The organism is Novosphingobium sp. YAF33 (genome assembly GCF_052113265.1).
Taxonomy (GTDB): Bacteria; Pseudomonadota; Alphaproteobacteria; order Sphingomonadales; family Sphingomonadaceae; genus Novosphingobium.
This window is the reverse complement of sequence record NZ_JBFRCW010000002.1, coordinates 19,781-42,068: the sequence shown is the minus strand read 5'-3', so window position 1 is coordinate 42,068 and position 22,288 is coordinate 19,781. Positions and strand designations below refer to the sequence as shown.

The window sequence follows — 22,288 nt, the reverse complement described above, 5'->3', positions numbered from 1 at the left end:
TGGTGTCCGCGAGTTTGGTGCGGCTGCGGTCAGTAGAAACGGAGCTCGTCGACCTGGAACGCGATGCGCTCGCCCGGTCCGCGCTGGGTGCCGATTTCGACCTGGACGATGCCGTCGCTGGTCCAGGCGGCGCCGGCGCCTTTGCGGGTGGCAACGGCCTTGAGTTCGCTGAAGGGCACGTCGATGGAAGTCCAGTCGTCACCGGCCTGGATGTCCTTGGTCCATCGGCCGTCAAGGCCGTTGAACTGGAGGCTGTAGGAACCGGCGCCCTTCACTTCCATCCGGATTCCCTTGTATCGATGGAGGTCGACCGGGCGGACGGAACCGCGCGTCAGGGGAATGGCTACGCCGGCGTAGGCCTCCGCTTTTTGAGCCATGCGGGCCGAGACCAGCAGGGCGTGGCCGCCGCCGTCGCGGGGAACGACTTGCGAAATCTCCACTGTACGGTCGAGCCCGCCGTCGCCCGTTTCAAGGCGCAGGGTATCGAGGCTGGAGCGGCCGTCCGCGCGTTCGAAATCGTCCACGAGAGGAGCGACTTGTGCCGAAGGCAGGCGATCGCTGCGATTTGCGAGGGGCAGGGCGGGGGCACCGGAACCGAGCACGAGCTTGCCGTCGATGAAGACCCGATCGATCTTGTGAATGTCGGCGATGTCTTGCCAGGGCTTGCCTTTGACCAGGATGAGGTCGGCGCGCTTGCCTGGCGCGATTGTGCCGCGATCCTGGTCCAGATGCAGGATGTGCGCGCTGACCGAAGTGGCGGCGGTCAGCACTTGTGAGGGCGAGAGGCCTGCCCGCACCAGCAGTTCCAGTTCGCGGATGGTCGAGGCGCCGTGGGGCGTGTCAGGCATCCCGGCATCGGTGCCGACGCCGATCGGCACGCCTGCGTCGAACAGGGCCTTGGCATTGTAGAGCGCATTGTCGAACTTGGTGAAGGACCGCGCGACTTTGGGATCGCTACGGTCGCGCGGCGCGCTGCCGGGCTTTTGTGGCTCGTAGACGGCCAAAGTAGGGATCACCGCCATGCCGGACTTGCGGATCGAGGCGATGTCCTCCGCATCGAGCCGGCGATCCTGCATCGAGTGCGCGAGTGAATCTACGCCCCCTCGCGCGGCGGCGAGGCCGCGATCGACGGTGACGGTATGCGTCAGCACTTCGAGACCCTCCGCATGGGCCGCCGAGGAGAGCGCCGTAAGCGTCGCCTCGTCCATGCTGGTGTTGTCGGCGGCGGTGCCGTAGCGCCAGCCGTCGGCGAAAGCCTTGATGAAGTCGGGCTTGTAGGGAAGCAGGCTCTTCACCGCGGCCCGAGCGGCCTCCGGCGTATTGATCCAGATGGTCGTCGCCTGATCGCCCCAGTCGGCACCGTGGCCGCCCGGCGTGCTGATACGGGCGGCGAAAGCGACGTGGGGCGAGGCGATTTGCGCCAGCCACTCGCGGCGTGGAAGATAGGATTCCGGTTGTTCGTGAAAATCACTCACCGAGGTCACACCGCTCTTAAGATAAGCGGTTGCGATCTGGGGTGTCGTCGCCGGAACCCCCGAAGGCGTCCAGTGCGAATGGAGGTCGAAGAGTCCCGGCAGCAGGGCTGCACCGCGCGCGGCGATCTTGCGGGTTCCGGCCGGCAAGCGTAGGTTTGGGCCGACTTGCGAAATGCGGCCGTTCTCGATCAGCACGTCGGCCTTAAGGGGCGGCGCGCCCGTTCCGTCAAAAACCGTAGCGCCCATTATGGCAACAGGATCATTGCTGGGCGATCCCGCGGCTGAGTACGTAGTAAAGGCGGCTGCCGCCAGAACGGCAGAGCGCAGAAAAGCGCGTTGCAAAACGACCCCCTGAATTAGCTGCGAAGCTGGGAAAATGGAGGGCCTGGCGTTGTCGCCTCGGATCGGAACCCCGGCATTCCGCCTTAAGGGTTCCGCCCCATCAGCTGCGGGTATTCTCAACCAATTTAGTTGTCAATCTAGTGCGTCGCAATTTCAGCCGATTTTTGAAATAATGATGCAAGCTATGTGGCAGGCTGTCGGTGAAGCTAGGCGTGGATATCAAGGCGTTAAGACGTAAACCCGAGGTTCTTCAATCATAGGCAATTGAAATTTATTGTATGTGAATCGCATTGCCGAGTATTAATGGCGGCTATGATGTATGTACTTGGCAGGAAAAATTTGGTCCGTCAGTTCGGCTTGACCGCGTCGCATATAAATTGCGCACCGACCGCGAGATTCCAGAGTTTATTACCTTTTTCCGGGCGTTGCACCGTCTGAGCAATGCCGAGGCGTGAGAACCTTTAAGAGAAACATATCCCTAATAATTAGTCGTATATTCGGCTGACATGACCGGGTAGTTGATGCTCTGTCCAAGTTACGCCCATGCCTCTTTCGAAGCGGCCCCCATGGATTTTGCGTCGCGTTCCATTCACCCGCCCCTGCCATTGCCATACTCCGCCCTTGGGACCGACCAGGAACGTCAACCCCCGAGTGGTGTCCGCAAGCCGAGCAACTGCTCGAGCGGAATCGGCGGCTCGGATCTGCCCGATGGTCAACGGTGCTTTCGGCTTCGCCGTGCGCGGCTCCTGCTCGTTCCAGCGCGCTGTATCTCAAAAAGTGTATCCTAATTGGTTCACGCCGACAGTTAGGGGCGAATTAGGATACAGAAGGTGCCCTGCAGGAGGGAGGAGATCAGGTTGAAACCGAGGGGTCAGTGGGTGAGGGCGTCTGGTGTGTTCCACGCAGCGCGTCGATCACATGGCGCATCGTTTCGGTGTCGCGCACGTTGAGGTCGCGCTGGGGGTAGGGGACTTCGATGCCTTGCTCGCGCATGAGGCGCCAGAGCGCCTTCAAGACGTCGGACCGCACATTTCCAACGCCTTCCTCGGGGTCGGTGATCCAGACGTGGATCACGAAGCTGACGCCGCGCTCGGCGAAACTGTCGAGCCAGACGGTGGGCGGCGGGGCGGCCAGGACGCGTTTTACCGACTTGGCAGCGTCCAGCATGAGATGTTCCACGCGTTCGATATCGCAGGCGTAGGGCATGACCACAGGAACCTGGATACGCACGTTCTTACTCGAATAGGACCAGTTCTCGACCTGATTGATCATCAGGTTTTCGTTCGGGATCAGGTACTCCTTCTGATCGCGCGTGGTCAGCGATACGGCGCGGATGCCGATACGGCGGATCTGGCCGAAAGTGGACATTCCGGCGGCGTCCGTGATGGTGATGACGTCGCCGGGCTTGATCGACTTGTCCATCAGGAGGATGATTCCGGCGATCAGGTTGCCGAACGTCTTCTGCAGGCCGAAGCCGATGGCAAGGCCGAAGGCGCCGGAGAATACTGTCAGTGCGGTGAGGTCTATGCCCAGAACGTCGATGCCGACGAGGATCGCGATCGTCCAGATCAGCAGGCTGACCAGCTTTTCCGCCAGCAGGCGCTGGGTCTGGTCGAGCCCCGTTGCCGAGCGGAGCACACGGCTGGAAAGGCGGCTTGCGCCCCAGGCGATGGAGATGACCAGCCCCAGCACGAAAAGCAGGACGACGAGATCCCAGACCGAAATCCTGCTGGAGCCGACCTGCACCGCCAGCCGGTCCAGCGTGTCCACCAGGTCGCTGAGAAAGCCGCCGTGCGAGGTGACTGCGTTCTTGAGGCCGTCCGCTCCCGCCAGCGGCTGGTCTGCCCCCGTACGGCCTGCCGCATGGGTCGCAGCCTCAGCCGTGCCGCTGGGCGACGGCGTCGGGCTGGGCATCACCATGCGGACGACCGGGTTGGTCATGTCGCCGCGCCGGTCCGCTTCATGGCCGCGAGCGCCTGTTCGAGATCGGCAATGAGATCGTCCGTGTCCTCCAGCCCGACGGCGAGGCGCACGCCGTAGTGGTCGGACGGCTCGTGCTGGCCCGGAGGCCAGGGCATGATCTCGCGGTGCCGGGTCGGCTCGATCGGCACGACCAGGCTTTCGAATCCGCCCCAGGAATAGCCGATGGCGAAGAGGTTCAGGGCGTCGATGAAACGGTTGCGGTCGGCCATGGTGCCGCCGTTGAACACGAAGCTGAAGAGGCCGCAGCCGCCAGTGAAGTCGCGCGTCCAGATGTCGTGGCCGGGCGAGCCGGGCAGCATCGGACAGAGCACTTGCGCCACTTCCGGGCGAGCTTCCAGCCAGCGCGCTATCTTCAGCGCGGATTCGGCTTCCTGGCGCAAACGCACGCCCAGGGTGCGCAGCCCGCGAAGGGCCAGCGCCGCGTCGTCAGGCGAGACGACGATGCCGAGATCCTGCGCGCGTTTGCGCAGCTTTTCATAGAGTTCCTCGCCCGCGCTGGCGCTGCCCATCATCAGGTCCGAATGGCCGCCGACATGCTTGGTGAGCGCCATGACGGTCACGTCCACGCCCTTTTCCAGTCCGGCAAAACCGAGCGGGCTGGCCCAGGTGTTGTCCAGAACGGAGACGGCGCCCTTCTCGCGCGCGATGCGGGCCAGTTCGGGAACGTCGCAGACTTCCATCGACAGGCTGCCCGGCGCCTCGATCAGGACGGCGCGGGTCCGTTCGCAGAACAAGTCTTCGTAGGCGGGAATGTCGAGCGGATCGTAGAAGCGGGTCTCGATCCCGAAGTCGGCAAGCATGCCGGTGCCCATCGAGCGGGTGGGGTCGTAGGCATTGTCGGTGATGAGCACGACGTCGCCCGGACGAAGCAGCGCGAGCATGACTCCGGCGATCGCGGCGACGCCCGAGGGATAGATGACCGTACCGTGAGCGCCGGGCTCGATCTTGGTCAGGGCCTCGCAAAGCGCCCATTGCGTGGGAGCGCCGCGGCGGCCGTAGAAGAACCGGCCGTCTTCGTTGCGGCGCGGGCCTTCGGCGAGTGCGGCGGTGTTTTCGTAGAGATGCGTGCTCGCGCGCCAGACCGGCGGGTTGACGACGGCGCCGGTCCACTCCTTGCGGCGGCCTCCGCCGACCAGCTTGGTGAATGGGGCGAGGTCGTCGAAATTGTCCAAATCGCTCAAAGTGCTCTCCGCTCTTGCGCTTCCAGCACTACCGCCCCGCGGGGCAGGGGTCGAGAGGCAAGACGGCCGGCGGACGCCGCGATGGCGCCGGCTGTCTGACGGGGCAAGGTGGCCGAAGCGGAAATTGGCCCGCTCAGGCTTTGGCATGCCTGAGAATCAGGCGAGGCGGCGCATCGGGGAATTGGGATCCTGGCCCATGTCGCGCGCGGCTTCGACTTCCCGGGCGGCGATCGCGGCATGGTCGCGAGGGCCGGTGTCGAGGCGGATGGGGGCGAGCCGGACAGTCGCGGGATCCGGACCTTCGCCCGGAACGCCCAGCGAGAACACGCGGCGCTCGGCATGGCCATGCTCGTCCACGAGGCACAGGCGCACGAGCGGCACGAAGAGGCTGGCCTGTCCCTGGCGCATCACGCGAATCGCGTTGAGCGGCAATTGCAGTTCGCCCTTGAACGTGCGCGTTTCGCCGGGGGCGAGCGCTTCGAGGGTGTGGCGCAGCGGCAAGGCGGCAGGTTCGGGCGCGAGCTGCTCCACTTGCGATAGCGAGGCGTGAGCGGAGATCATGTCGCCCAGCACGCGCCAGGGCTCGGCAAGGCCGCTTTCCGGCGCGGCCAAGGTCAGGCGGTATTGCAGCGTGGCGTAAACGAGCGACAGGCGCAGCGTCACGGGTTCGAAATCGACTGCGATCACGCCCGGACCGGACGGCGCCGGGGCCCTTGCCGGCGCCGGGTTAGGGGCCGGTATCGCAGCTGGTGCCGGCTGCGACGGCGATTGCGGCTCGGGATTGCGCAGCGGCTGCACGCGGGGGGCCGGCGAAACGGGGGCTACGGGATCGAGCGCGGCGATGGCGGCGGCTGCGACAGGGGCATCGGCCGTCTCCTGGACGACTTCGTCCTCAGGCTCGGCTTCAGGTTCGAGACCGGCTTCTTCCCAGGCCGTGGCAGGTGCGCGGCGGCGGCGAAGGAGCAGGAAGACGCCGACCCCGGCCGCGACCAGGGCAGCGGGGATGGCCAGCCACCATTCCGGCCAATGCGGCGTGGCTGCGGGCGGGCTTGCGAGGTCCGCTTCCGGCGCGGCGGAAGGTTGGGCCGGCAGAGCGGCGCTTTCGCTCGCTGTCGGCGTGGGAGCGGGTGCCAGCGGCTGGGCCGGCAACTGGGCCGAGGGGGTGACCGCGGGTGAGGGCGCGGCGGCGGCGGGTTCCGTGCGCGATGGCTCCACCGGGCGAGCGGGCGTGGCCGTGGCGGCTGGCTGGGTCGCACGTGGCTGCGGGCGGTCGCTGGCGCGCGCGGCGGGCGGCGGCGGGGCGGCGATGGTCGGCACCGGTGTGGGCCGCGAAGTGGGCGCTGCGGCGGGGGCTGCGGCCGGTGCATCGGGAGCGGTGTCGCGCGGGGTGACGGTGGGGTTCTGCGGGTCCACCGGACCTTGCGGGCGCGGCGCGCCCTGGCCTTCCTGCTGGCCGGGCGGCAGGCTCCAGGTCGATTGCGCGAAAGCCGTCGTCGGTCCCGCCATGAGGCCGAGCGCAAGTGCCGCGCGTGAAAGTGGTGTCGCGAATTTAGTCACATCGGCCCCGCATCAAACTCCCAGCCCCACATTAGACCATGCGCTGAACCCGCGGTTAATGCTCCGCTCCAGCGCGGCGAGACGTGAGCGATCATAGCCCAATGCTGGGCGCGCGGGCAATCGCGCCCTTGGCGCATTTCCCCGCCGCACTTGCGGCGGCTCGCATTGCAGGGCCGGATGCCCGTCACGGTTCCGGTCCCGCTCCCCGTCGCCGTCTCGGTCGCATGGCTTGAAGCGCGGCGCCGGGGCACCTATCAATGGCATCATGACTGACACCACCATGACTCCGCTGCATCTGGGCCAGAACAGTGCGCTGCCGACGTCTCCCGAAGACGCCGTGCTGGACTACGTGCCGAACCCGCGCCAGGGCAGCCTCTATCTGGTGCGCTTCGCCGCGCCGGAATTCACCTCGCTCTGCCCGGTTACCGGCCAGCCCGATTTCGCGCACCTGGTGATCGACTATGCACCGGGCGAAACCATCGTCGAATCCAAGAGCCTCAAGCTGTTCCTCGGCGCGTTCCGCAACCACAACGGCTTCCACGAGGACGTCACCGTCGGTATCGGCCAGCGCCTGTTCGACGAGATGAAGCCCCATTGGCTGCGCATCGGCGGCTACTGGTATCCGCGCGGCGGCATTCCCATCGACGTGTTCTGGCAATCCGGCGCGGCGCCGGAAGGGCTCTGGGTTCCCGACCAGGGCGTGCAGGGTTACCGCGGCCGCGGCTGACCGGCCCGGTCAGCCCATGCCGGGCCCCGTTTTTCGGTTCCGGTATGATGAGCAGGGGCGCCGGCTTGTGCCGACGCCCCTATGCCCCGGGCTTTCCCTCAGGGTTTCGCGAGAAGTTGCCCTCTCGCTTCCCAAGGTCCGTGCCGGGTTACGTAACGCTATCTGGCGGCGAACTGTACGCCATTCACGCGCCTGAGATCGACAGTTCCCTTGCCAAGCGAGGCCATCTGGCGGTTGCTCAGGCACTGGGCGTAAACCGTGGGCGCTTCCGCCTTCAACGCGGCTTCCGTAGCCAGGGCGTCATCGAGGCGTGCGGTACATTCGGCGCGCGATTCGTAAGTTTGCACAGGCGTCGATAGCCTCTCGCAAGCTGATCCGTCATCGCTGCAGCCAAACAGGGCGAGGGCAATGAGTGTAGCGCTCATTCGTCTCTCCTTTCGAAGGGGATAACGGGCGCCCGGCCGAAAATATCCCGCAAGCGACGGGAAAAGAGTCATTTTCGAGGCTGGAACCTCTGCCGGTCTCATGCGTAGGAAACGCCTTCATGGACCAGACAAAAGCCAAGCTCATCATCCGCCCCGCCACTGTAGCGGATGCACCCGCGATCGCGCGGCTCTCGGTGAAAGTCTACGGCAAGGCCGATGCCTTCACCCGCGCCGAGATCCGGGGCCAGGTCATCAATTTTCCGGAAGGACAGTTCGTCGCCGAATATGACGGCAAGGTCGTCGGCCACTGCGCGACGATGATCGTCACCGCCGCCCAGGCCTTCCGCCCGCATACCTGGGAGGAGATCAGCAATGGTGGTTACGGCCGCCCGCCTTCGGACGATGGCGACGTGCTCTACGGCTTCGAGGTCTGCGTGGACCCCGATTACCGCCGCCTGCGCATCGGCCAGCGGCTCTATCGCAAGCGCAAGGAAGTCTGCCAGTATTTCGAACTGAAGGGCATCGCCTTCGCCGGGCGCATGCCGGGCTATTCGCGGCGCATGCGCCAATATCCCGACCCGGCCGACTATCTCCAGGCCGTGCGCGACAAGAAAGTGCGCGACCAGGTGATCCAGTTCCAGATGAACGAGGGTTACGAGCCGCGCGAAATTCTGCCGGACTACATCCCGAACGACAAGGAAAGTGGCGGCAACGCCGTCCTGATGTACTGGACCAACCCGCTCGCCCCGCGCGATACGGGCAAGGCGGTGCCCGGCTTCAAGGAGCGCGTGCCTTCGACCGTGCGGGTGGCCACCGTCCAGTTCATGATGCGCAAGATCGAGCAGATCGACCAGTTCGAGGAGCAGGTGGAATACTGGATCGACGTGGCCGCCGATTACGAGAGCGATTTCGTGGTCTTCCCCGAGCTGTTCACGCTGGAGCTGTTGTCGATCGAGGAGACCAAGCTGGAACCCGCCGCTGCGATCGAGAAGATCGCGGACTACACCGAGCGCTTCGTGGAATTCATGCAGCGCATGGCGGTGAGCTACAACATCAACATCATCGGCGGCTCGCATCCCACCCGCGTCAAGCTGGGCCAGGGCAAGAGCGAGATCCGCAATATCGCCTATACCTTCCTGCGCGACGGTGCGGTGCACGAGACGCAGAAGCTGCATCCCACCCCGTCCGAGCGACGCTGGTGGAACATCAAGGGCGGCTACGGCGCCAACGTGATCCCCACCGACTGCGGCCCGATCGGCGTGATGATCTGCTATGACAGCGAGTTCCCCGAGCTTTCCCGCCACCTCGTGAACCAGGGTGCGCTGATGCTGTTCGTGCCGTTCTGCACCGACGAGCGCCGCGGTTTCCTGCGCGTGCGGTATTGCTGCCAGGCCCGGGCGGTGGAGAACCAGTGCTACGTCGTGACCTCGGGCGTGGTCGGCAACTTGCCCAACGTGGAGAACATGGACGTCCACTACGCGGAAAGCGCGATCCTTACGCCGTCCGATTTCCCCTTCGCGCGCGACGGCGTGGCGGCGGACACCGCGGCCAATACCGAGACGATCGCCATCGCCGACCTCAGCCTGGATGCGCTGCTCACGGCCCGTCAGTCAGGCGCGGTGCAGAACCTGAAGGACCGGCGCTTCGACCTCTACCGGGTGGAATGGACGCAGCAGTAGGAAGCGGAAGCGCGGTATCGGGCGGCGCGGGTCATTTCCGGGGCTTGAGGCCCCGCGCTGCTGCCGCCACGCGCAGGCGCGTCTCGGCGATCAGTTCGTCGAGGCTGGCCACCTGCTTCACGCCGTATCGCGCGCCGGTGATGTCGACATTGCCCTTGCGCCAGAAACCCGGCGGGCAGAGCAGCACGACTTTGCCGGAGCGGGCGTGCAGCCCCAGTTCCAGCAGGCTCACCGGGCTTTGCGATCCGGGCGCGAGGTAGAGCACGATCACGTCGGCACTGTCGAGCGCGGCCAGTTCCCATTCGACCTGGCGGCGGAACTCCGGCTCGCCGGCCTCGGGCTTCCAGGCTGGGTTCCAGTCCGGGCGGCGCGGATTGAGCAGGACCACGTCCTCGCCGCGAAGCGCCTCGATCACCTGCTTCTGCCAGTCGGGCGCGGCGCCCATGTCGATGCTGCCTCCCAGGAACACCCGCGGGCGATCGTGCCGGGGCGGAAGCGGCTCGGGCGAAGTCACCACGGCGGTTTCCGCCAGGGCCGCAGCGGGAGCCACGGAAAGCACGAGCGCGGAGAGCAGCAGGGCAAGGGAAGGCGCTTTGATCATGCCGGCCCTCTAGACAATGCGCAGCCGTGCCAGCCAGCGAAATCGTTGGTCGGCGCGTGCCGGAAGGGCGGCAGTGGCAGTTCTTCGCGCCCCTTCCTTATCGGGCCTTCACCCAGAGCACGCCGTAAGGCGGGAGGGCTGCCGGCGTCGCCCCGTTGATGGCAAGAACGATATCGCCCTGCACCGCAAGGGCCTGGAGTGCGGGGCTGGGAGTCAGCGGCTCGGGCGAGAGATTGAACAGGCAGAGCAGGCGCTCCTCCCCGTCCACGCGCAGGAAGGACAGCAGTTCGCCGTCGCAGGCGAGATCCTCCAGCGCGCCTTGCCGCAGCACCGGGCTCGCCTGGCGCAGGGCCAGCAGCTTGCGCGTGAAATGGAGCAGCGAGGCGGGATCGCTCTCCTGGATGGCGACTGCGCGGGTGAGATTCTCGGCGGAAAGCGGCAGCCAGGGCGACACCGGCGTGAAGCCGCCGAGGGGGAGGTCCTCCCAGGGCAGCGGCGTGCGGGCACCGTCGCGCGAGAGGGTCAGCGGCCAGTTGGCGATGGCCTCGGGGTCCTGCAACTGCTCGAAGGCGATCTCGTCCTGAAGCAGCCCCAGCTCCTCGCCCTGGTAGAGGATCACATTGCCGCGCAGGGCCATGAGCAGGGCCATCTTCGTCCGGGCGAAGATACCCCGGTGTTCGGGCACGCACCAGCGGGAGAGGGCGCGGGGGGCGTCGTGATTTTCGAAGGCCCAGCTCGGCCAGCCGCCGTTCTCGTCCGGGGCAAGCTCCCAGCGCTGCAAGGTCTCGGCCACGAAGCGGGCGGTGAGGGCGGGGGCGTAGAGGAAATCGAAACCATAGGCGCTGTTCAGCCGGTGTTCCCCGGCGGTATAGGCGCGCCGGTCCGCCTGCGGATGGTCTCCTCCGATCTCGGCCACGGTGTGGATGGCGCCATATTCGTCGCAGGCCGCCCGCAACCGCTCGACGAAGCCGATCATGTCGGGGTGGGACTGGCTGTAGGTCTTGAGCTGGAAGTCGAAGGGGCGGGTGCGGAGGCGGCCGTCGGCCGGGGCGGGAGGATTGTCGCGCAGCAGCGGATCGTGCATCGCGTGGTTGAGCGCGTCCAGCCGGAAGCCGTCCACGCCGCGCTCCAGCCAGAACCGGGCCGCCTGCAGCACCGCGTCCTGCACCGCGGGATTGTGCATGTTGAGCTGCGGCTGCTCCTTCAGGAAAGTATGCATGTAATATTGGCGGCGGCGGCCATCCCAGGTCCAGGCCGGGCCGCCGAACACCGATTGCCAGTTGCAGGGCGGGGTGCCGTCTTCGCGGGGATCGTGCCAGACGTACCAGTCCGCCCTGGGATTCCCGCGGTCCGAGCGGCTTTCCGCGAACCAGGGATGGAGGTCCGAGGTATGGGCATAGACCTGGTCGATGATGACCCTGAGGCCCAGGTCGTGAGCGTGGGCAACCAGGGCGTCGAAATCGGCCATGGTGCCGAAGACCGGGTCGATCCCGCAATAGTCCGCCACGTCGTAGCCGAAGTCGCGCATCGGAGAAGTGAAGAAGGGCGAAATCCAGATCGCGTCCACGCCCAGCCGGGCGACATGGTGCAGGCGGCGGGTGATGCCGGGAAGATCGCCCACGCCGTCGCCGTTGGAATCCTGGAAGCTGCGCGGATAGATCTGGTAGATCGCCGCGCCTTGCCACCAGGGGGAACGGGACGAATCGAGGGCTGGAGAAGCGGAGGGAAGGCCGGAAGCGGCGCCAGGAATGGAAGGGGTTGGGGCGACGTCGGATTCGATCAGGCTCATGAGCACCTTTCGCGGGTATTTGCGGGCGATCATATCACCAGCGGGGCAGCCCGGCGCGAATTTTTTGCGGCACTGCACAATGCCCCTTGCCGCAAGCGGGCGCTGTGCTAGCCATGATCGGGAAGCGCGGGAAAGTGCAGCGGTCCGCTTTTGCTTGCCTGACGCTAAACCATACGGATTGCAGGGTTTTTCAAAGCATCCTGCACGTCCAATACCAGGAGTGTGCCCGTGGCGACCGAACCTGTTTCCAACAGCAAGGCCGAAGCGCCCTCGGAAATGGACAAGCACATCGTCAGGGTGCTTCGCCAGCGCGTCGGCAAGGACGAACGGGCGGCCAAGCAGCATGACTGGTACACCGCCTCGATCCTCGCCCTGCGTGACGAAATCATCGAGAAGTGGATCGATTCCACCCGCCGCACTTACGATTCCCAGGGCAAGCGGGTCTATTATCTCTCGATGGAGTTCCTGATCGGTCGCCTGCTGCGCGACGCGCTCTCGAACATGGGCATGACCCGCGAGTTCGAAGCCGCGTTGAAGGCCCACGGGCTCGACCTTGCGGCCCTGGAGGAACTGGAACCCGATGCGGCGCTCGGCAACGGCGGTCTCGGCCGTCTGGCGGCCTGCTTCATGGAGAGCCTCGCCACGCTGGATATCCCGGCTTACGGCTATGGCATCCGCTACGTGAACGGCATGTTCCGCCAGCGCGTGGACGACGGCTGGCAGGTCGAGCTGCCGGAAACCTGGCTGGCCCACGGCAATCCCTGGGAATTCGAGCGGCTTGAGAGCACTTACCGCATCGGTTTCGGCGGCGAGGTCGTGGCCGAAGGGGACGGCGTGTTCTGGCACCCGGCCGAACAGGTCGAGGCCACCGCGATCGACACGCCGGTGGTCGGCTGGCGCGGCAAGCGCGTGAACACCCTGCGCCTCTGGACCGCCAGCCCGCTCGATCCGATCAAGCTCGACGCCTTCAACGCCGGCGACCACTTCGGCGCCCTAGCTGAGCAGGTCCGCGCCGACAGCCTCGTGCGGGTGCTCTATCCCGCGGATTCCAGCCCGGCCGGACAGGAACTGCGGCTGCGGCAGGAGTATTTCTTCACCGCCGCCTCGATCCAGGACATCGTGCGCCGTCACGTCCAGTACCTGGGCGATATCCGCACCCTGCCGGAGCAGGCGGCGATACAGCTCAACGATACCCATCCCTCGGTGGCCGTCGCCGAGCTGATGCGCCTGCTGGTCGATGAAAACGGCCTTGAATTCAACGAAGCCTGGGACATCTGCCGCCGCACGGTGTCCTATACCAATCACACGCTCCTGCCGGAGGCGCTGGAATCCTGGCCGCTGCCGCTGTTCGAGCGCCTGCTGCCGCGCCACATGCAGATCATCTACGCGATCAACAGCCGCGTCCTGCGCGAAGCACGCAAGGCCGGTTGCAGCGATGCCGAAATTTCGGCGATCTCGCTGATCGACGAGAACGGAGAGCGCCGCGTACGCATGGCCAACCTGGCCTTCGTGGGGGCCCATTCGGTCAACGGCGTGGCCGCGCTTCATACCGACCTGATGAAGAAGACGGTCTTCGCGGACCTTCACAAGCTCTATCCCGACCGGATCAACAACAAGACCAACGGCGTCACGCCGCGCCGCTGGCTGCAGCAGTGCAATCCGGGGCTGACCTCGGTGATCCGCGAGGCGATCGGGGACGGCTTCCTCGACGATGCGGAAAAGCTCTCCGAGCTCAACGCTTTCGCGGCCGATGCGCAGTTCGGCGCGCGGGTGGCCGACGTGAAGCGTGCCAACAAGGTGGCGCTGTCGGACTACATCAAGAAGACGATGGGCATCCGGCTCGATCCCGACGCCCTGTTCGACGTGCAGATCAAGCGCATCCACGAATACAAGCGCCAGCTGCTCAACCTGATCGAGACGGTGGCGCTCTACGACCAGATCCGCAGCCATCCCGAACGGGACTGGGTGCCACGCGTGAAGATCTTCGCGGGCAAGGCCGCGCCGAGCTACCACAACGCCAAGCTGGTCATCAAACTGGCCAATGACATCGCCCGGCGCGTCAATGCCGATCCCTCGGTCGGCGGGCTGCTGAAAGTGGTCTTCGTGCCCAATTACAACGTCAGCCTGGGGGAGCGCATCTTCCCGGCGGCCGACTTGTCCGAACAGATCTCGACCGCGGGCATGGAAGCTTCCGGCACCGGCAACATGAAGTTCGCGCTCAACGGCGCTCTCACCATCGGCACGCTCGACGGGGCCAATGTCGAGATCAAGGACCATGTGGGAGACGACAATATCGTTATCTTCGGCCTCACGGCGGAAGAAGTGGCAGCCAAGCGGGCGAGCGGCTACAACCCGCGCGAAGTGATCGACGGATCGCGCGAACTGCGCCAGGCGCTCTCGGCGATTTCCTCGGGCGTCTTCTCTCCCGACGACCCGGATCGCTACAAGGACCTCATCGGCGGCATCTACGACCACGACTGGTTCATGTGCGCTGCCGATTTCGACAGCTATGCCGCCGCCCAGCGCTCGATCGACGCGCGGTGGGAAGACATGGCGGGCTGGCGTTCGGCAACTATCAGGAACATCGCCAATGTCGGTTGGTTCTCCTCGGATCGGACTATCTCCGAGTATGCCAAAGACATCTGGAAGGTCCTGTGAAGCCACCCGAAAGCGCTATCGAGTCCCTGCTGCAAGGCGTTCACGCCGATCCTTTCTCGCTTCTCGGCCTCCATCCCGGGCCTGACGGGTGTTACGCACGCGCCATCCTGCCTGGCGCGGAGACGGTCGAGGCTTTCAGCCTGGACGGCCGCCGGCTGGGCATGCTCGGCAAAGTGGACGACCGCTTCCTGTTCGAGGGCAAGCTGCTCGGCAATCCGCAGCCTGTCCGCTATCGCTGCACCGCCGGCGACAGCGACTGGCTGGTTACCGATCCCTACACGTTCGGGCCGGTGCTGGGCCCCGTCGACGACCTGCTGATCGCGCAGGGCACACATTTTCGCCTGTTCGACAAGCTCGGCGCGCATATCATGCGGCACGAGGGCGCCAACGGGGTCCATTTCGCCGTCTGGGCACCCAACGCCCGCCTGGTGAGCGTGGTGGGCGATTTCAACGACTGGGATCACCGCCGCCACATCATGCGCAGCCGCAAGGACATCGGCGTCTGGGAGATATTCATCCCCGACATCGCCGATTACCGTGCCTACAAGTATCATATCGTCGGCGCGGACGGCAGCGTGCAGCCGCTCAAGGCCGATCCATTCGCCTTCATGTCGGAAATCCGCCCGGCCACCGCGTCGATGACCGCTCACCCCGCCAAGCTCGAATGGGGCGACGAGGCCCATCGCGATCACTGGGCCTCGGTCGATCCGCGCAAGGTGCCGGTCTCGATCTACGAGGTCCACGCCGGGTCCTGGCAGCGCGACCGCTTCAACTGGTTCCTCAATTGGGACGACATGGCGGACAAGCTCATCCCCTATGTCGTTGAGATGGGCTTCACCCATATCGAATTCCTGCCCATCAGCGAGCATCCCTACGATCCGTCCTGGGGCTACCAGACGACCGGGCTCTACGCCCCCAGCGCCCGCTTCGGCGAACCCGCGGGCTTTGCGCGTTTCGTGGACGGCGCGCATCGGGCGGGGATCGGTGTCATCCTGGACTGGGTGCCGGCGCATTTTCCCAAGGACGATCACGGGTTGGTCCGCTTCGACGGCACCGCGCTCTATGAGCACCAGGACCCGCGGCTGGGCTTCCAGCCGGACTGGAACACCCTGATCTACAACTTCGGGCGGCGCGAGGTGCAGAGCTTCCTCGTCAACAACGCGCTGTTCTGGGCCGATCGCTATCACGTCGACGGCCTGCGCGTGGATGCCGTCGCCTCGATGCTCTACCGCGATTATTCGCGCAAGGCCGGCGAGTGGATCCCGAACGAGCAGGGCGGGCGCGAGAACTGGGAAGCGGTGGATTTCCTGCGCGCCACCAACCGCGCGCTCTACGGCCAGTATCCCGGCGTCTTCACCATCGCCGAGGAATCGACCGCATGGCCCGGCGTCACCCAGCCGGCCTATGACGTGCCGGAAGGCGAGCATGCCTCCGCGCTGGGCTTCGGCTTCAAGTGGAACATGGGCTTCATGCACGACACGCTGCGCTACATGGCACGCGATCCGGTGCACCGGCGCTATCACCACAACGACATCACTTTCGGCCTGGTCTACGCGTTTTCCGAAAATTACGTCTTGCCGCTCAGCCATGACGAGGTGGTCCATGGCAAGGGCTCGCTGCTGAACAAGATGAGCGGCGACGATTGGCAGAAATTCGCCAACTTGCGTGCCTATTACGGCATGATGTGGGGCTATCCGGGCAAGAAGCTGCTGTTCATGGGCCAGGAATTCGCCCAGCGCCGCGAATGGAGCGAGGAACGCGCGCTCGACTGGGACTTGCGCGACGCCCCTGCACATGAAGGCATCCGCAACCTGGTGAAGGACCTCAACCACCTCTACCGCGACAAGCCCGCGCTTCACTGCGGCGATTGCGATGGCGACGGTTTCGAATGGCTGGTGGTCGACGATGCGGCGAATTCGGTCTTCGCCTGGCTGCGCAAGGCGCCCGGTGCGCCGCCGATCGCGATCATCTCGAATATGACCCCGGCCATGCACACGGGTTATAGACTGCCGCTGCCTTGCGGCGGCACATGGAACGAGATCCTGAACAGCGATTCTCCCCATTACGGGGGAACCGGCAAGGGCAACCTGGGCCAGGTCGAAGCCGCAGACGGTCATGCCATGGTCACACTGCCGCCGTTGGCAACCATCATGCTCGAATACGCCGGCTGAAAACGGCGACACGAAGGAGAGTGAGTGCAATGAGGACGCCGACCGGATCGCCACTCGCGCGCGATGCCATGGCTTATGTGCTGGCAGGGGGGCGCGGCAGCCGACTTGCGGAACTGACCGACAACCGCGCCAAGCCCGCGGTCTATTTCGGGGGCATGAGCCGCATCATCGACTTCGCCCTGTCGAACGCGATCAATTCCGGCATCCGCCGCATCGGCGTGGCCACGCAGTACAAGGCGCATAGCCTGATCCGGCACATGAACCGCGCCTGGAACTTCATGCGGCCCGAACGCAACGAAAGCTTCGACATCCTGCCCGCCAGCCAGCGCATTTCCGAGCTGCTCTGGTACGAAGGCACGGCCGACGCGGTGTTCCAGAACATCGACATCATCGCCTCCTACACCCCGAAGTACATGGTCATCCTGGCCGGCGATCACATCTACAAGATGGATTACGAATTGATGCTGCAGCAGCACGTCAATTCGGGCGCGGACGTGACGGTGGGCTGCCTGGTGGTGCCGCGCAAGGATGCGAGGGCTTTCGGCGTGATGCATGTCGACGAGAACGACGTGATCACCTCGTTCCTGGAAAAGCCCAAGGATCCCCCCTCGATTCCGGGCGATCCCGCCCATGCCTTGGCATCCATGGGCATCTACGTGTTCGACACCGAGTTCCTGTTCGAGCAATTGCGACGCGACGCTGCCGACCCGGATTCCAAGCGCGATTTCGGGGGGGACATCATCCCCTACATCGTCAAGCACGGAAAGGCGCAGGCGCACCGCTTCACCAATTCCTGCATCCGCGCTGCCGAGGAAATCGAGGAATACTGGCGCGACGTCGGCACCGTCGACGCCTATTTCGAGGCCAATCTCGACCTGACCGACACCGTGCCCAAGCTCGACATGTACGACCGCGATTGGCCGATCTGGACCGATACCGTCGTGGCCGCCCCCGCCAAGTTCGTCCATGACGAGGAAGGACGGCGCGGCCAGGCGATTTCCTCACTGATCAGCCAGGACTGCATCGTCTCCGGCTCGCTCGCGCGGCGCTCGCTGCTGTTCACGGGCGTGAAGATGGGGAGCTTCTCCTCGGTGAACGAGGCGGTGATCCTGCCCTATTGCAACATCGGCCGCCATGCCCGCCTGTCGCGCGTGGTGATCGATTCCGGAGTGCGCATCCCGGAAGGGCTGGTGGTGGGCGAGGATCCTGAACTCGACGGCCGCCGCTTCCGCCGGACGGATAATGGCGTCTGCCTCATTACCAAGCCCATGATCGATCGCCTGAATCTGTGAAAGTGATGCCTGTGAGAGTGATGTCTGCGATCGCGGCCTGCGGGGAATGCGCTTGAAAGTCCTGTCCGTAGCTTCCGAGGCGGTGCCGCTGGTCAAGACCGGCGGTCTCGCGGATGTCGTCGGCGCACTTCCCGCCGCGCTGGCAGGCCATGGCGTGGAAATGACGACGCTTTTGCCGGGCTACCCCTCGGTGCTGAAGGCGATCGGCCGCGCCCGTTCCGTACATGCCTGGGATTCGCTGCTTGGCGTTCCCGCGCGGCTGCTGTCGGGCAAGATCGACGGATATCCTTTGCTCGTCCTCGATGCTCCCGCGCTCTATGCCCGTGACGGTGCGCCCTATGCCGATGTCGCGGGGCAGGACTGGGGCGATAACTGGCAGCGTTTTTCGGCGCTCGGCCGCGCCGCTGCCGATATTGCCGGCGGGGCCATGGTGGCCCGCGGCAAGCCCCGGCGCTTCGATCTCGTCCATGCGCATGACTGGCAGGCCGCCATGGCGCCGGCCTATCTCCACTTCGCACCTTTCGGCGGCGAGGCGGGCCGCGTGCCCTCGATCGTGACCATCCACAACATGGCGTTCCAGGGCTGGTTCGGCGCTGACGTCTTCCCGCGCCTTGGCCTCCCGAGCGAGGCCTGGTCGATCGACGGGGTCGAGTATCACGGCGGCCTCGGCATTCTGAAAGCCGGTCTCGCCTGCGCCGATGCGGTGACGACGGTCAGCCCCACTTACGCCCGCGAAATCCGCTCCGCCGCCTTCGGCATGGGGCTGGAAGGCCTTATCGTAGCGCGGGGGCGGGCAGTGTCCGGCATTCTCAACGGCATCGACACCGCGCTCTGGGATCCGTCGCGAGATCCGGCTTTGGCCGCCCCTTACGAGGCGAAGAAGCTGGAGCGGCGCACGGCCAACAAACGCGCGCTGGAAGCCGAATTCGGCCTGGAGATCGACGAGGGGCCGCTGTTCATCGTCGTTACCCGGCTGACCTGGCAGAAGGGCATGGATGTCCTGCTGGAAGTCCTCGACCACCTCGTCGGCCTTGGCGGACGCCTCGCCCTGCTGGGTTCGGGCGACAGCGCCATCGAACAGGCCCTGCATCAGGCCGCTGCGCGTCATCCAGGGCGCATCGCTGTGCGGATCGGCTACGACGAAGCGCTCTCGCACCGGATGCAGGGCGGCGGCGACGCCATCCTGGTGCCATCGCGGTTCGAGCCTTGCGGCCTGACGCAGCTCTATGGTCTCGCTTATGGCTGTGTGCCGGTGGTGGCACGCACGGGCGGCCTGGCCGATACCGTGATCGATGCCAATCCGGCGGCTTTGGCCGCGGGCGTAGCCACCGGCGTCCAATTCGACGGCATCCATTACGATGCTTTTGCAGCCGCACTGACCCGTACGGTGGACCTCTATAACCGCGCTGAGCAGTGGCGCACGATCCAGAAGAACGCGATGAAGTGCGACTTCTCATGGAAAGCCAGCGGCCAGGCCTATGCTGACCTCTACCGCGCCCTGACAGCATGATCCCGCTCGGCGTGTCGGTCTGCGAAGGCATGACCCGCTTCGCCTTGCGCAGTCCCCTTGCGTCGACAGTCTGGCTCTGCCTCTTCGACGGCGAGGGGGAACGACGTTACGCCATGGTGCGAAACGGCCCGAACTGGGTGCTTGAATTGCCGGGCGACCTCACCGGCGCGCGCTATGGCTATCGGGCGGAGGGCGAATGGGCACCCGAGCGCGGGCTCTGGTTCGATCCCGCAAAACTGCTCGTCGATCCCTACGCCGTGGAACTAGACCGCCGCTTCGTCCAAAGCCCCAGGCTCGCTACATTCGGCGACGATACCGCCGATATCGTCCCGCGCGCGCTCGTGCCTCCCCTCGTCGAACCCGCGTTGGTTGAGGCCCCGCGCTTCGTCGTCGGCGGCCTGGTTTACGAACTCAACGTCCGGGCCTTCACGCGTCTCCATCCCGAAGTGCCCGCACCCTTGCGTGGAACCGTAGCAGCGCTCGCTCATCCCGCCGTGATCGCGCACTTGAAGAAGCTGCACGTCACGGCCGTCGAACTCATGCCGATCGTCGCCTGGATCGACGAGCGCCACCTGCCGCCGCTCGGGCTCGTCAACGCCTGGGGCTATAATCCGGTGGCGATGATGGCGCTCGATCCCGGCCTCTGCCCCGGCGGAACTGCCGAGCTGCAATCGACGGTAGCGGCCCTCCACGCCGAAGGCATCGGCGTCCTGCTGGACCTGGTGTTCAACCATAGCGGCGAAAGCGACGTGGAGGGCGGCGTCCTTTCCCTGCGCGGCCTCGACAATGCAGCTTATGCCCATGCGCCGGACGGATCGCTGATCAATGATACCGGCTGCGGCAATACTCTCGATTTCGCCAATCCGGCGGTGCGCCGCCTGACCCTCGATGCCATGCGGCACTTCGCGGGAACCTGCGGCGTCGACGGGTTCCGCTTCGACCTTGCCCCCATCCTCGCGCGTGGCCCCGGATTCGATCCCGCAGCGCCGATCTTTGCGGAAATTGCGGCCGATCCGATCCTGTCCACCCGCGTCATGATCGCAGAGCCTTGGGACATCGGGCCTTCCGGTTACCAACTCGGTCGGTTTCCGCCAAACTGGCTGGAATGGAACGATCGGTTCCGTGACGACGTGCGCCGTTTCTGGAAGCAAGAGGAGGGTATTGGAAAACTGGCGACGCGGCTTGCAGGCTCGTCCGATCTGTTCGGACCGATGGAAGGTGCCTGCCGCTCGATCAATTTCCTGGCCGCTCATGACGGCTTTACATTGGCCGATACGGTATCTTACCAGGAACGCCACAACTGGGCCAATGGCGAGCAAAACCGCGACGGGCACGGTGAGAATTTCAGCTGGAACAACGGTGCGGAGGGTGCGACATCCGTGCYCGGCATAGTGGCGGCCCGCCGCGCAGACATGAAGGCGATGCTCGGCACGCTTTTCGCCTCCACGGGCACCATCATGTTGACCGCCGGCGATGAATTCGGCCGAACCCAGCAAGGCAACAACAATGCCTATTGCCAGGATAATGCCATCGGCTGGGTTGACTGGGAAAGCCGCGACCGGGAGCTGGAAGATCACGTCGCCGGACTTTCCGCCATTCGAGCCGCCCATCCGGGGCAGTTCGCTCGTCTCTCCCCGAACCTGCGGTGGCTGAACGCACAGGACGCCGAGATGTCCCTCCAGGATTGGGAGGCGCCGGGCGCTGACTGGCTGGCCTGGCAGGCAGGCGACTTGCGAGTCACCGTGAAACGGGCCGGCCGCGACGTTCGGATGGCGCGTCTTCCCGAAGTATCCTCGAAATGATCGCGTGAAGCCGCTCGCCGGCATGGTCCCAGGTCAGTTGGCCGGCGCGGATATGCCCGCGCGAGGAGAGTGCCTGGCCTAAGGCGGGACCTTCCAGAACCGCCAGGATCGCCTCCCTGAATGAACCGGCCGATTCGGCATCGACGAGAAGGGCGGCATCGCCGCAAACTTCCGGCATGGCGCCTGCCCGCGCCGAGACAACCGGCGTGCCGCAATGCATGGCTTCGATCGGGGGAAGACCGAAGCCCTCGGTCAAGGATGGAAAAACGAAAACGGCCGCCCCTTCGTAGAGCGCGCGCAGCTCCGGATCGGACACGAAGCCGGTGAATGTCGTGCCTGGCGGCGGGCGCCAACCCTTTGCAAGATATGCGTCGGCTGCCGGCCCCCCGGCGACGACCAGCCTGGTGTCACCGGGCAATCCCTGTTGCAGCGCCTCGAAAATGCGGGAGAGATTTTTGTACCGCTTCGCCGTGCCCATCACGAGCACATAGCCGCCTTGCCGCAGCGCGTGACGTTCCAGAACACGGCGATCCGGTGTGACGGAGAGCAAGTGATCCGTGCCGTTATGCACGACATCGATCTTTTCCCGCGGCCCGATTCCAAACGCGGTCAAAGTGTCGCGGCCAAATTCCGAGACGGTGAGAATCCGCCGCGCCCGGCGGCCGATCCACGGCAAGAGACGCCGATAGGCCACGGCTTGACGCCCCGAATAGTCCTCCGGATGAAGAAATGTCTGCGCATCATGGATCATGACAAGGCTGTTCTCATGAAGCAGCGGCGCCAGGTTGCAGAAGTTGACGAGTAGATTGCCTCGCGCATGGCGGGGCAGGGTCACCATCTCCCAACCCTGGCCCTGCCCCCAGGCGCCGCGAACCTGGGTTGGCCTTAGTTCCGCAAACTCCGGCGCCATGTCAGCTGGATGATGGGGAGACAGGAGACGAACCGCGTGCTCGTCCGCCATCCTCTTCATCAATTGAGAGGAATAGTGCGCTGCCGTGCGATGTACGCCGTTGAGCCCGCCGCCGAGAAACTTCCCGTTGATGTCGATCGCCGCCACGAGATCAACCGCCTTGGCGCCGAGGCAGAGCGGCCGCGT

The 22,288-nt window shown here is 65.3% G+C and carries 15 protein-coding genes; 7 read left to right on the top strand and 8 right to left on the bottom strand.

Translation table 11 applies throughout. The annotated features are described in order from the left end of the window. Positions 1–29: 29 nt before the first annotated feature. The 4 genes from AB4Z00_RS04570 to AB4Z00_RS04555 form a co-directional block, all read right to left on the bottom strand. Complete coding sequence (locus AB4Z00_RS04570) at positions 30–1,721, bottom strand: amidohydrolase family protein (protein WP_442045100.1); 1,692 nt, start codon at positions 1,719–1,721, stop codon at positions 30–32. A 948-nt stretch (positions 1,722–2,669) separates the two neighbouring features. After that, positions 2,670–3,758: a mechanosensitive ion channel family protein gene (locus AB4Z00_RS04565; RefSeq protein WP_442045099.1), complete on the bottom strand. Its 1,089-nt coding sequence runs from the start codon at positions 3,756–3,758 to the stop codon at positions 2,670–2,672. Continuing rightward, a complete protein-coding gene (metC, locus tag AB4Z00_RS04560) occupies positions 3,755–4,981 on the bottom strand; it encodes a cystathionine beta-lyase (RefSeq protein WP_442045098.1) in 1,227 nt (408 codons plus the stop codon). Before metC ends, AB4Z00_RS04565 begins: the two co-directional genes overlap by 4 nt. A 156-nt stretch (positions 4,982–5,137) precedes the next feature. Then, a complete protein-coding gene (locus AB4Z00_RS04555; RefSeq protein WP_442045097.1) occupies positions 5,138–6,487 on the bottom strand; it encodes a hypothetical protein in 1,350 nt (449 codons plus the stop codon). Between the two features lie 316 nt (positions 6,488–6,803). On the opposite strand from AB4Z00_RS04555, the gene queF reads away from it, so the two are divergent. Further along, positions 6,804–7,265, top strand: coding sequence for a preQ(1) synthase (gene queF, locus AB4Z00_RS04550; RefSeq protein ID WP_132270033.1), 462 nt, complete (start codon positions 6,804–6,806; stop codon positions 7,263–7,265). A 158-nt stretch (positions 7,266–7,423) separates the two neighbouring features. Here the strand turns inward: queF and AB4Z00_RS04545 are convergent, their stop codons facing one another. Then, entirely contained in the window at positions 7,424–7,690 is a 267-nt protein-coding gene (locus AB4Z00_RS04545; protein ID WP_132270035.1) for a hypothetical protein, read from the bottom strand. A gap of 119 nt (positions 7,691–7,809) precedes the next feature. Here AB4Z00_RS04545 and AB4Z00_RS04540 point away from each other — a divergent pair, with 119 nt between their 5' ends. After that, positions 7,810–9,369, top strand: a complete 1,560-nt coding sequence (locus AB4Z00_RS04540) for a bifunctional GNAT family N-acetyltransferase/carbon-nitrogen hydrolase family protein (protein ID WP_134093641.1) — start codon at positions 7,810–7,812, stop codon at positions 9,367–9,369. 31 nt (positions 9,370–9,400) lie between these two features. On the opposite strand, the gene AB4Z00_RS04535 is transcribed toward AB4Z00_RS04540, so the two are convergent. Both AB4Z00_RS04535 and AB4Z00_RS04530 read right to left on the bottom strand, forming a co-directional pair. Continuing rightward, positions 9,401–9,970 carry a nucleoside 2-deoxyribosyltransferase domain-containing protein gene (locus tag AB4Z00_RS04535; RefSeq protein WP_134093642.1) on the bottom strand — a complete coding sequence of 190 codons (570 nt, stop codon included), beginning with the start codon at positions 9,968–9,970 and terminating at the stop codon, positions 9,401–9,403. Positions 9,971–10,067: 97 nt separating this feature from the next. After that, a complete protein-coding gene (locus tag AB4Z00_RS04530; protein ID WP_442045096.1) occupies positions 10,068–11,759 on the bottom strand; it encodes an alpha-glucosidase in 1,692 nt (563 codons plus the stop codon). Between the two features lie 276 nt (positions 11,760–12,035). On the opposite strand from AB4Z00_RS04530, the gene AB4Z00_RS04525 reads away from it, so the two are divergent. From AB4Z00_RS04525 to glgX, 5 genes are read left to right on the top strand one after another with little or no spacing between them, the layout of a single operon-like run. Next, positions 12,036–14,417 carry a glycogen/starch/alpha-glucan phosphorylase gene (locus tag AB4Z00_RS04525; RefSeq protein ID WP_442045459.1) on the top strand — a complete coding sequence of 794 codons (2,382 nt, stop codon included), beginning with the start codon at positions 12,036–12,038 and terminating at the stop codon, positions 14,415–14,417. Then, the gene (gene glgB / locus AB4Z00_RS04520) at positions 14,414–16,588 is read left to right on the top strand and encodes a 1,4-alpha-glucan branching protein GlgB (protein WP_442045095.1); all 2,175 of its coding nucleotides are present in this window, start codon (positions 14,414–14,416) and stop codon (positions 16,586–16,588) included. Before AB4Z00_RS04525 ends, glgB begins: the two co-directional genes overlap by 4 nt. 29 nt (positions 16,589–16,617) lie before the next feature. Continuing rightward, complete coding sequence (gene glgC, locus AB4Z00_RS04515) at positions 16,618–17,880, top strand: glucose-1-phosphate adenylyltransferase (protein ID WP_134093646.1); 1,263 nt, start codon at positions 16,618–16,620, stop codon at positions 17,878–17,880. Positions 17,881–17,926: 46 nt separating this feature from the next. Beyond that, a complete protein-coding gene (gene glgA / locus AB4Z00_RS04510) occupies positions 17,927–19,390 on the top strand; it encodes a glycogen synthase GlgA (RefSeq protein ID WP_442045094.1) in 1,464 nt (487 codons plus the stop codon). Further along, positions 19,387–21,192, top strand: a complete 1,806-nt coding sequence (glgX, locus tag AB4Z00_RS04505; RefSeq protein ID WP_442045093.1) for a glycogen debranching protein GlgX — start codon at positions 19,387–19,389, stop codon at positions 21,190–21,192. The genes glgA and glgX overlap by 4 nt, the downstream gene beginning before the upstream one ends. On the opposite strand, the gene AB4Z00_RS04500 is transcribed toward glgX, so the two are convergent. Further along, positions 21,128–22,249, bottom strand: coding sequence for a glycosyltransferase family 4 protein (locus AB4Z00_RS04500; protein ID WP_442045092.1), 1,122 nt, complete (start codon positions 22,247–22,249; stop codon positions 21,128–21,130). The two genes, glgX and AB4Z00_RS04500, sit on opposite strands and share 65 nt — an antisense overlap. Between the last annotated feature and the right edge of the window lie 39 nt (positions 22,250–22,288).

Bases quoted from the DNA above. Each gene is read 5' to 3' on its own strand.
- AB4Z00_RS04570 (WP_442045100.1), bottom strand. From the start codon at position 1,721: ATGGGCGCTACGGTTTTTGACGGAACGGGCGCGCCGCCCCTTAAGGCC.
- AB4Z00_RS04565 (WP_442045099.1), bottom strand. From the start codon at position 3,758: ATGACCAACCCGGTCGTCCGCATGGTGATGCCCAGCCCGACGCCGTCG.
- AB4Z00_RS04555 (WP_442045097.1), bottom strand. From the start codon at position 6,487: ATGGCGGGACCGACGACGGCTTTCGCGCAATCGACCTGGAGCCTGCCG.
- queF (WP_132270033.1), top strand. From the start codon at position 6,804: ATGACTGACACCACCATGACTCCGCTGCATCTGGGCCAGAACAGTGCG.
- AB4Z00_RS04545 (WP_132270035.1), bottom strand. From the start codon at position 7,690: ATGAGCGCTACACTCATTGCCCTCGCCCTGTTTGGCTGCAGCGATGAC.
- AB4Z00_RS04540 (WP_134093641.1), top strand. From the start codon at position 7,810: ATGGACCAGACAAAAGCCAAGCTCATCATCCGCCCCGCCACTGTAGCG.
- AB4Z00_RS04535 (WP_134093642.1), bottom strand. From the start codon at position 9,970: ATGATCAAAGCGCCTTCCCTTGCCCTGCTGCTCTCCGCGCTCGTGCTT.
- AB4Z00_RS04530 (WP_442045096.1), bottom strand. From the start codon at position 11,759: ATGAGCCTGATCGAATCCGACGTCGCCCCAACCCCTTCCATTCCTGGC.
- AB4Z00_RS04525 (WP_442045459.1), top strand. From the start codon at position 12,036: ATGGACAAGCACATCGTCAGGGTGCTTCGCCAGCGCGTCGGCAAGGAC.
- glgC (WP_134093646.1), top strand. From the start codon at position 16,618: ATGAGGACGCCGACCGGATCGCCACTCGCGCGCGATGCCATGGCTTAT.
- glgA (WP_442045094.1), top strand. From the start codon at position 17,927: ATGCGCTTGAAAGTCCTGTCCGTAGCTTCCGAGGCGGTGCCGCTGGTC.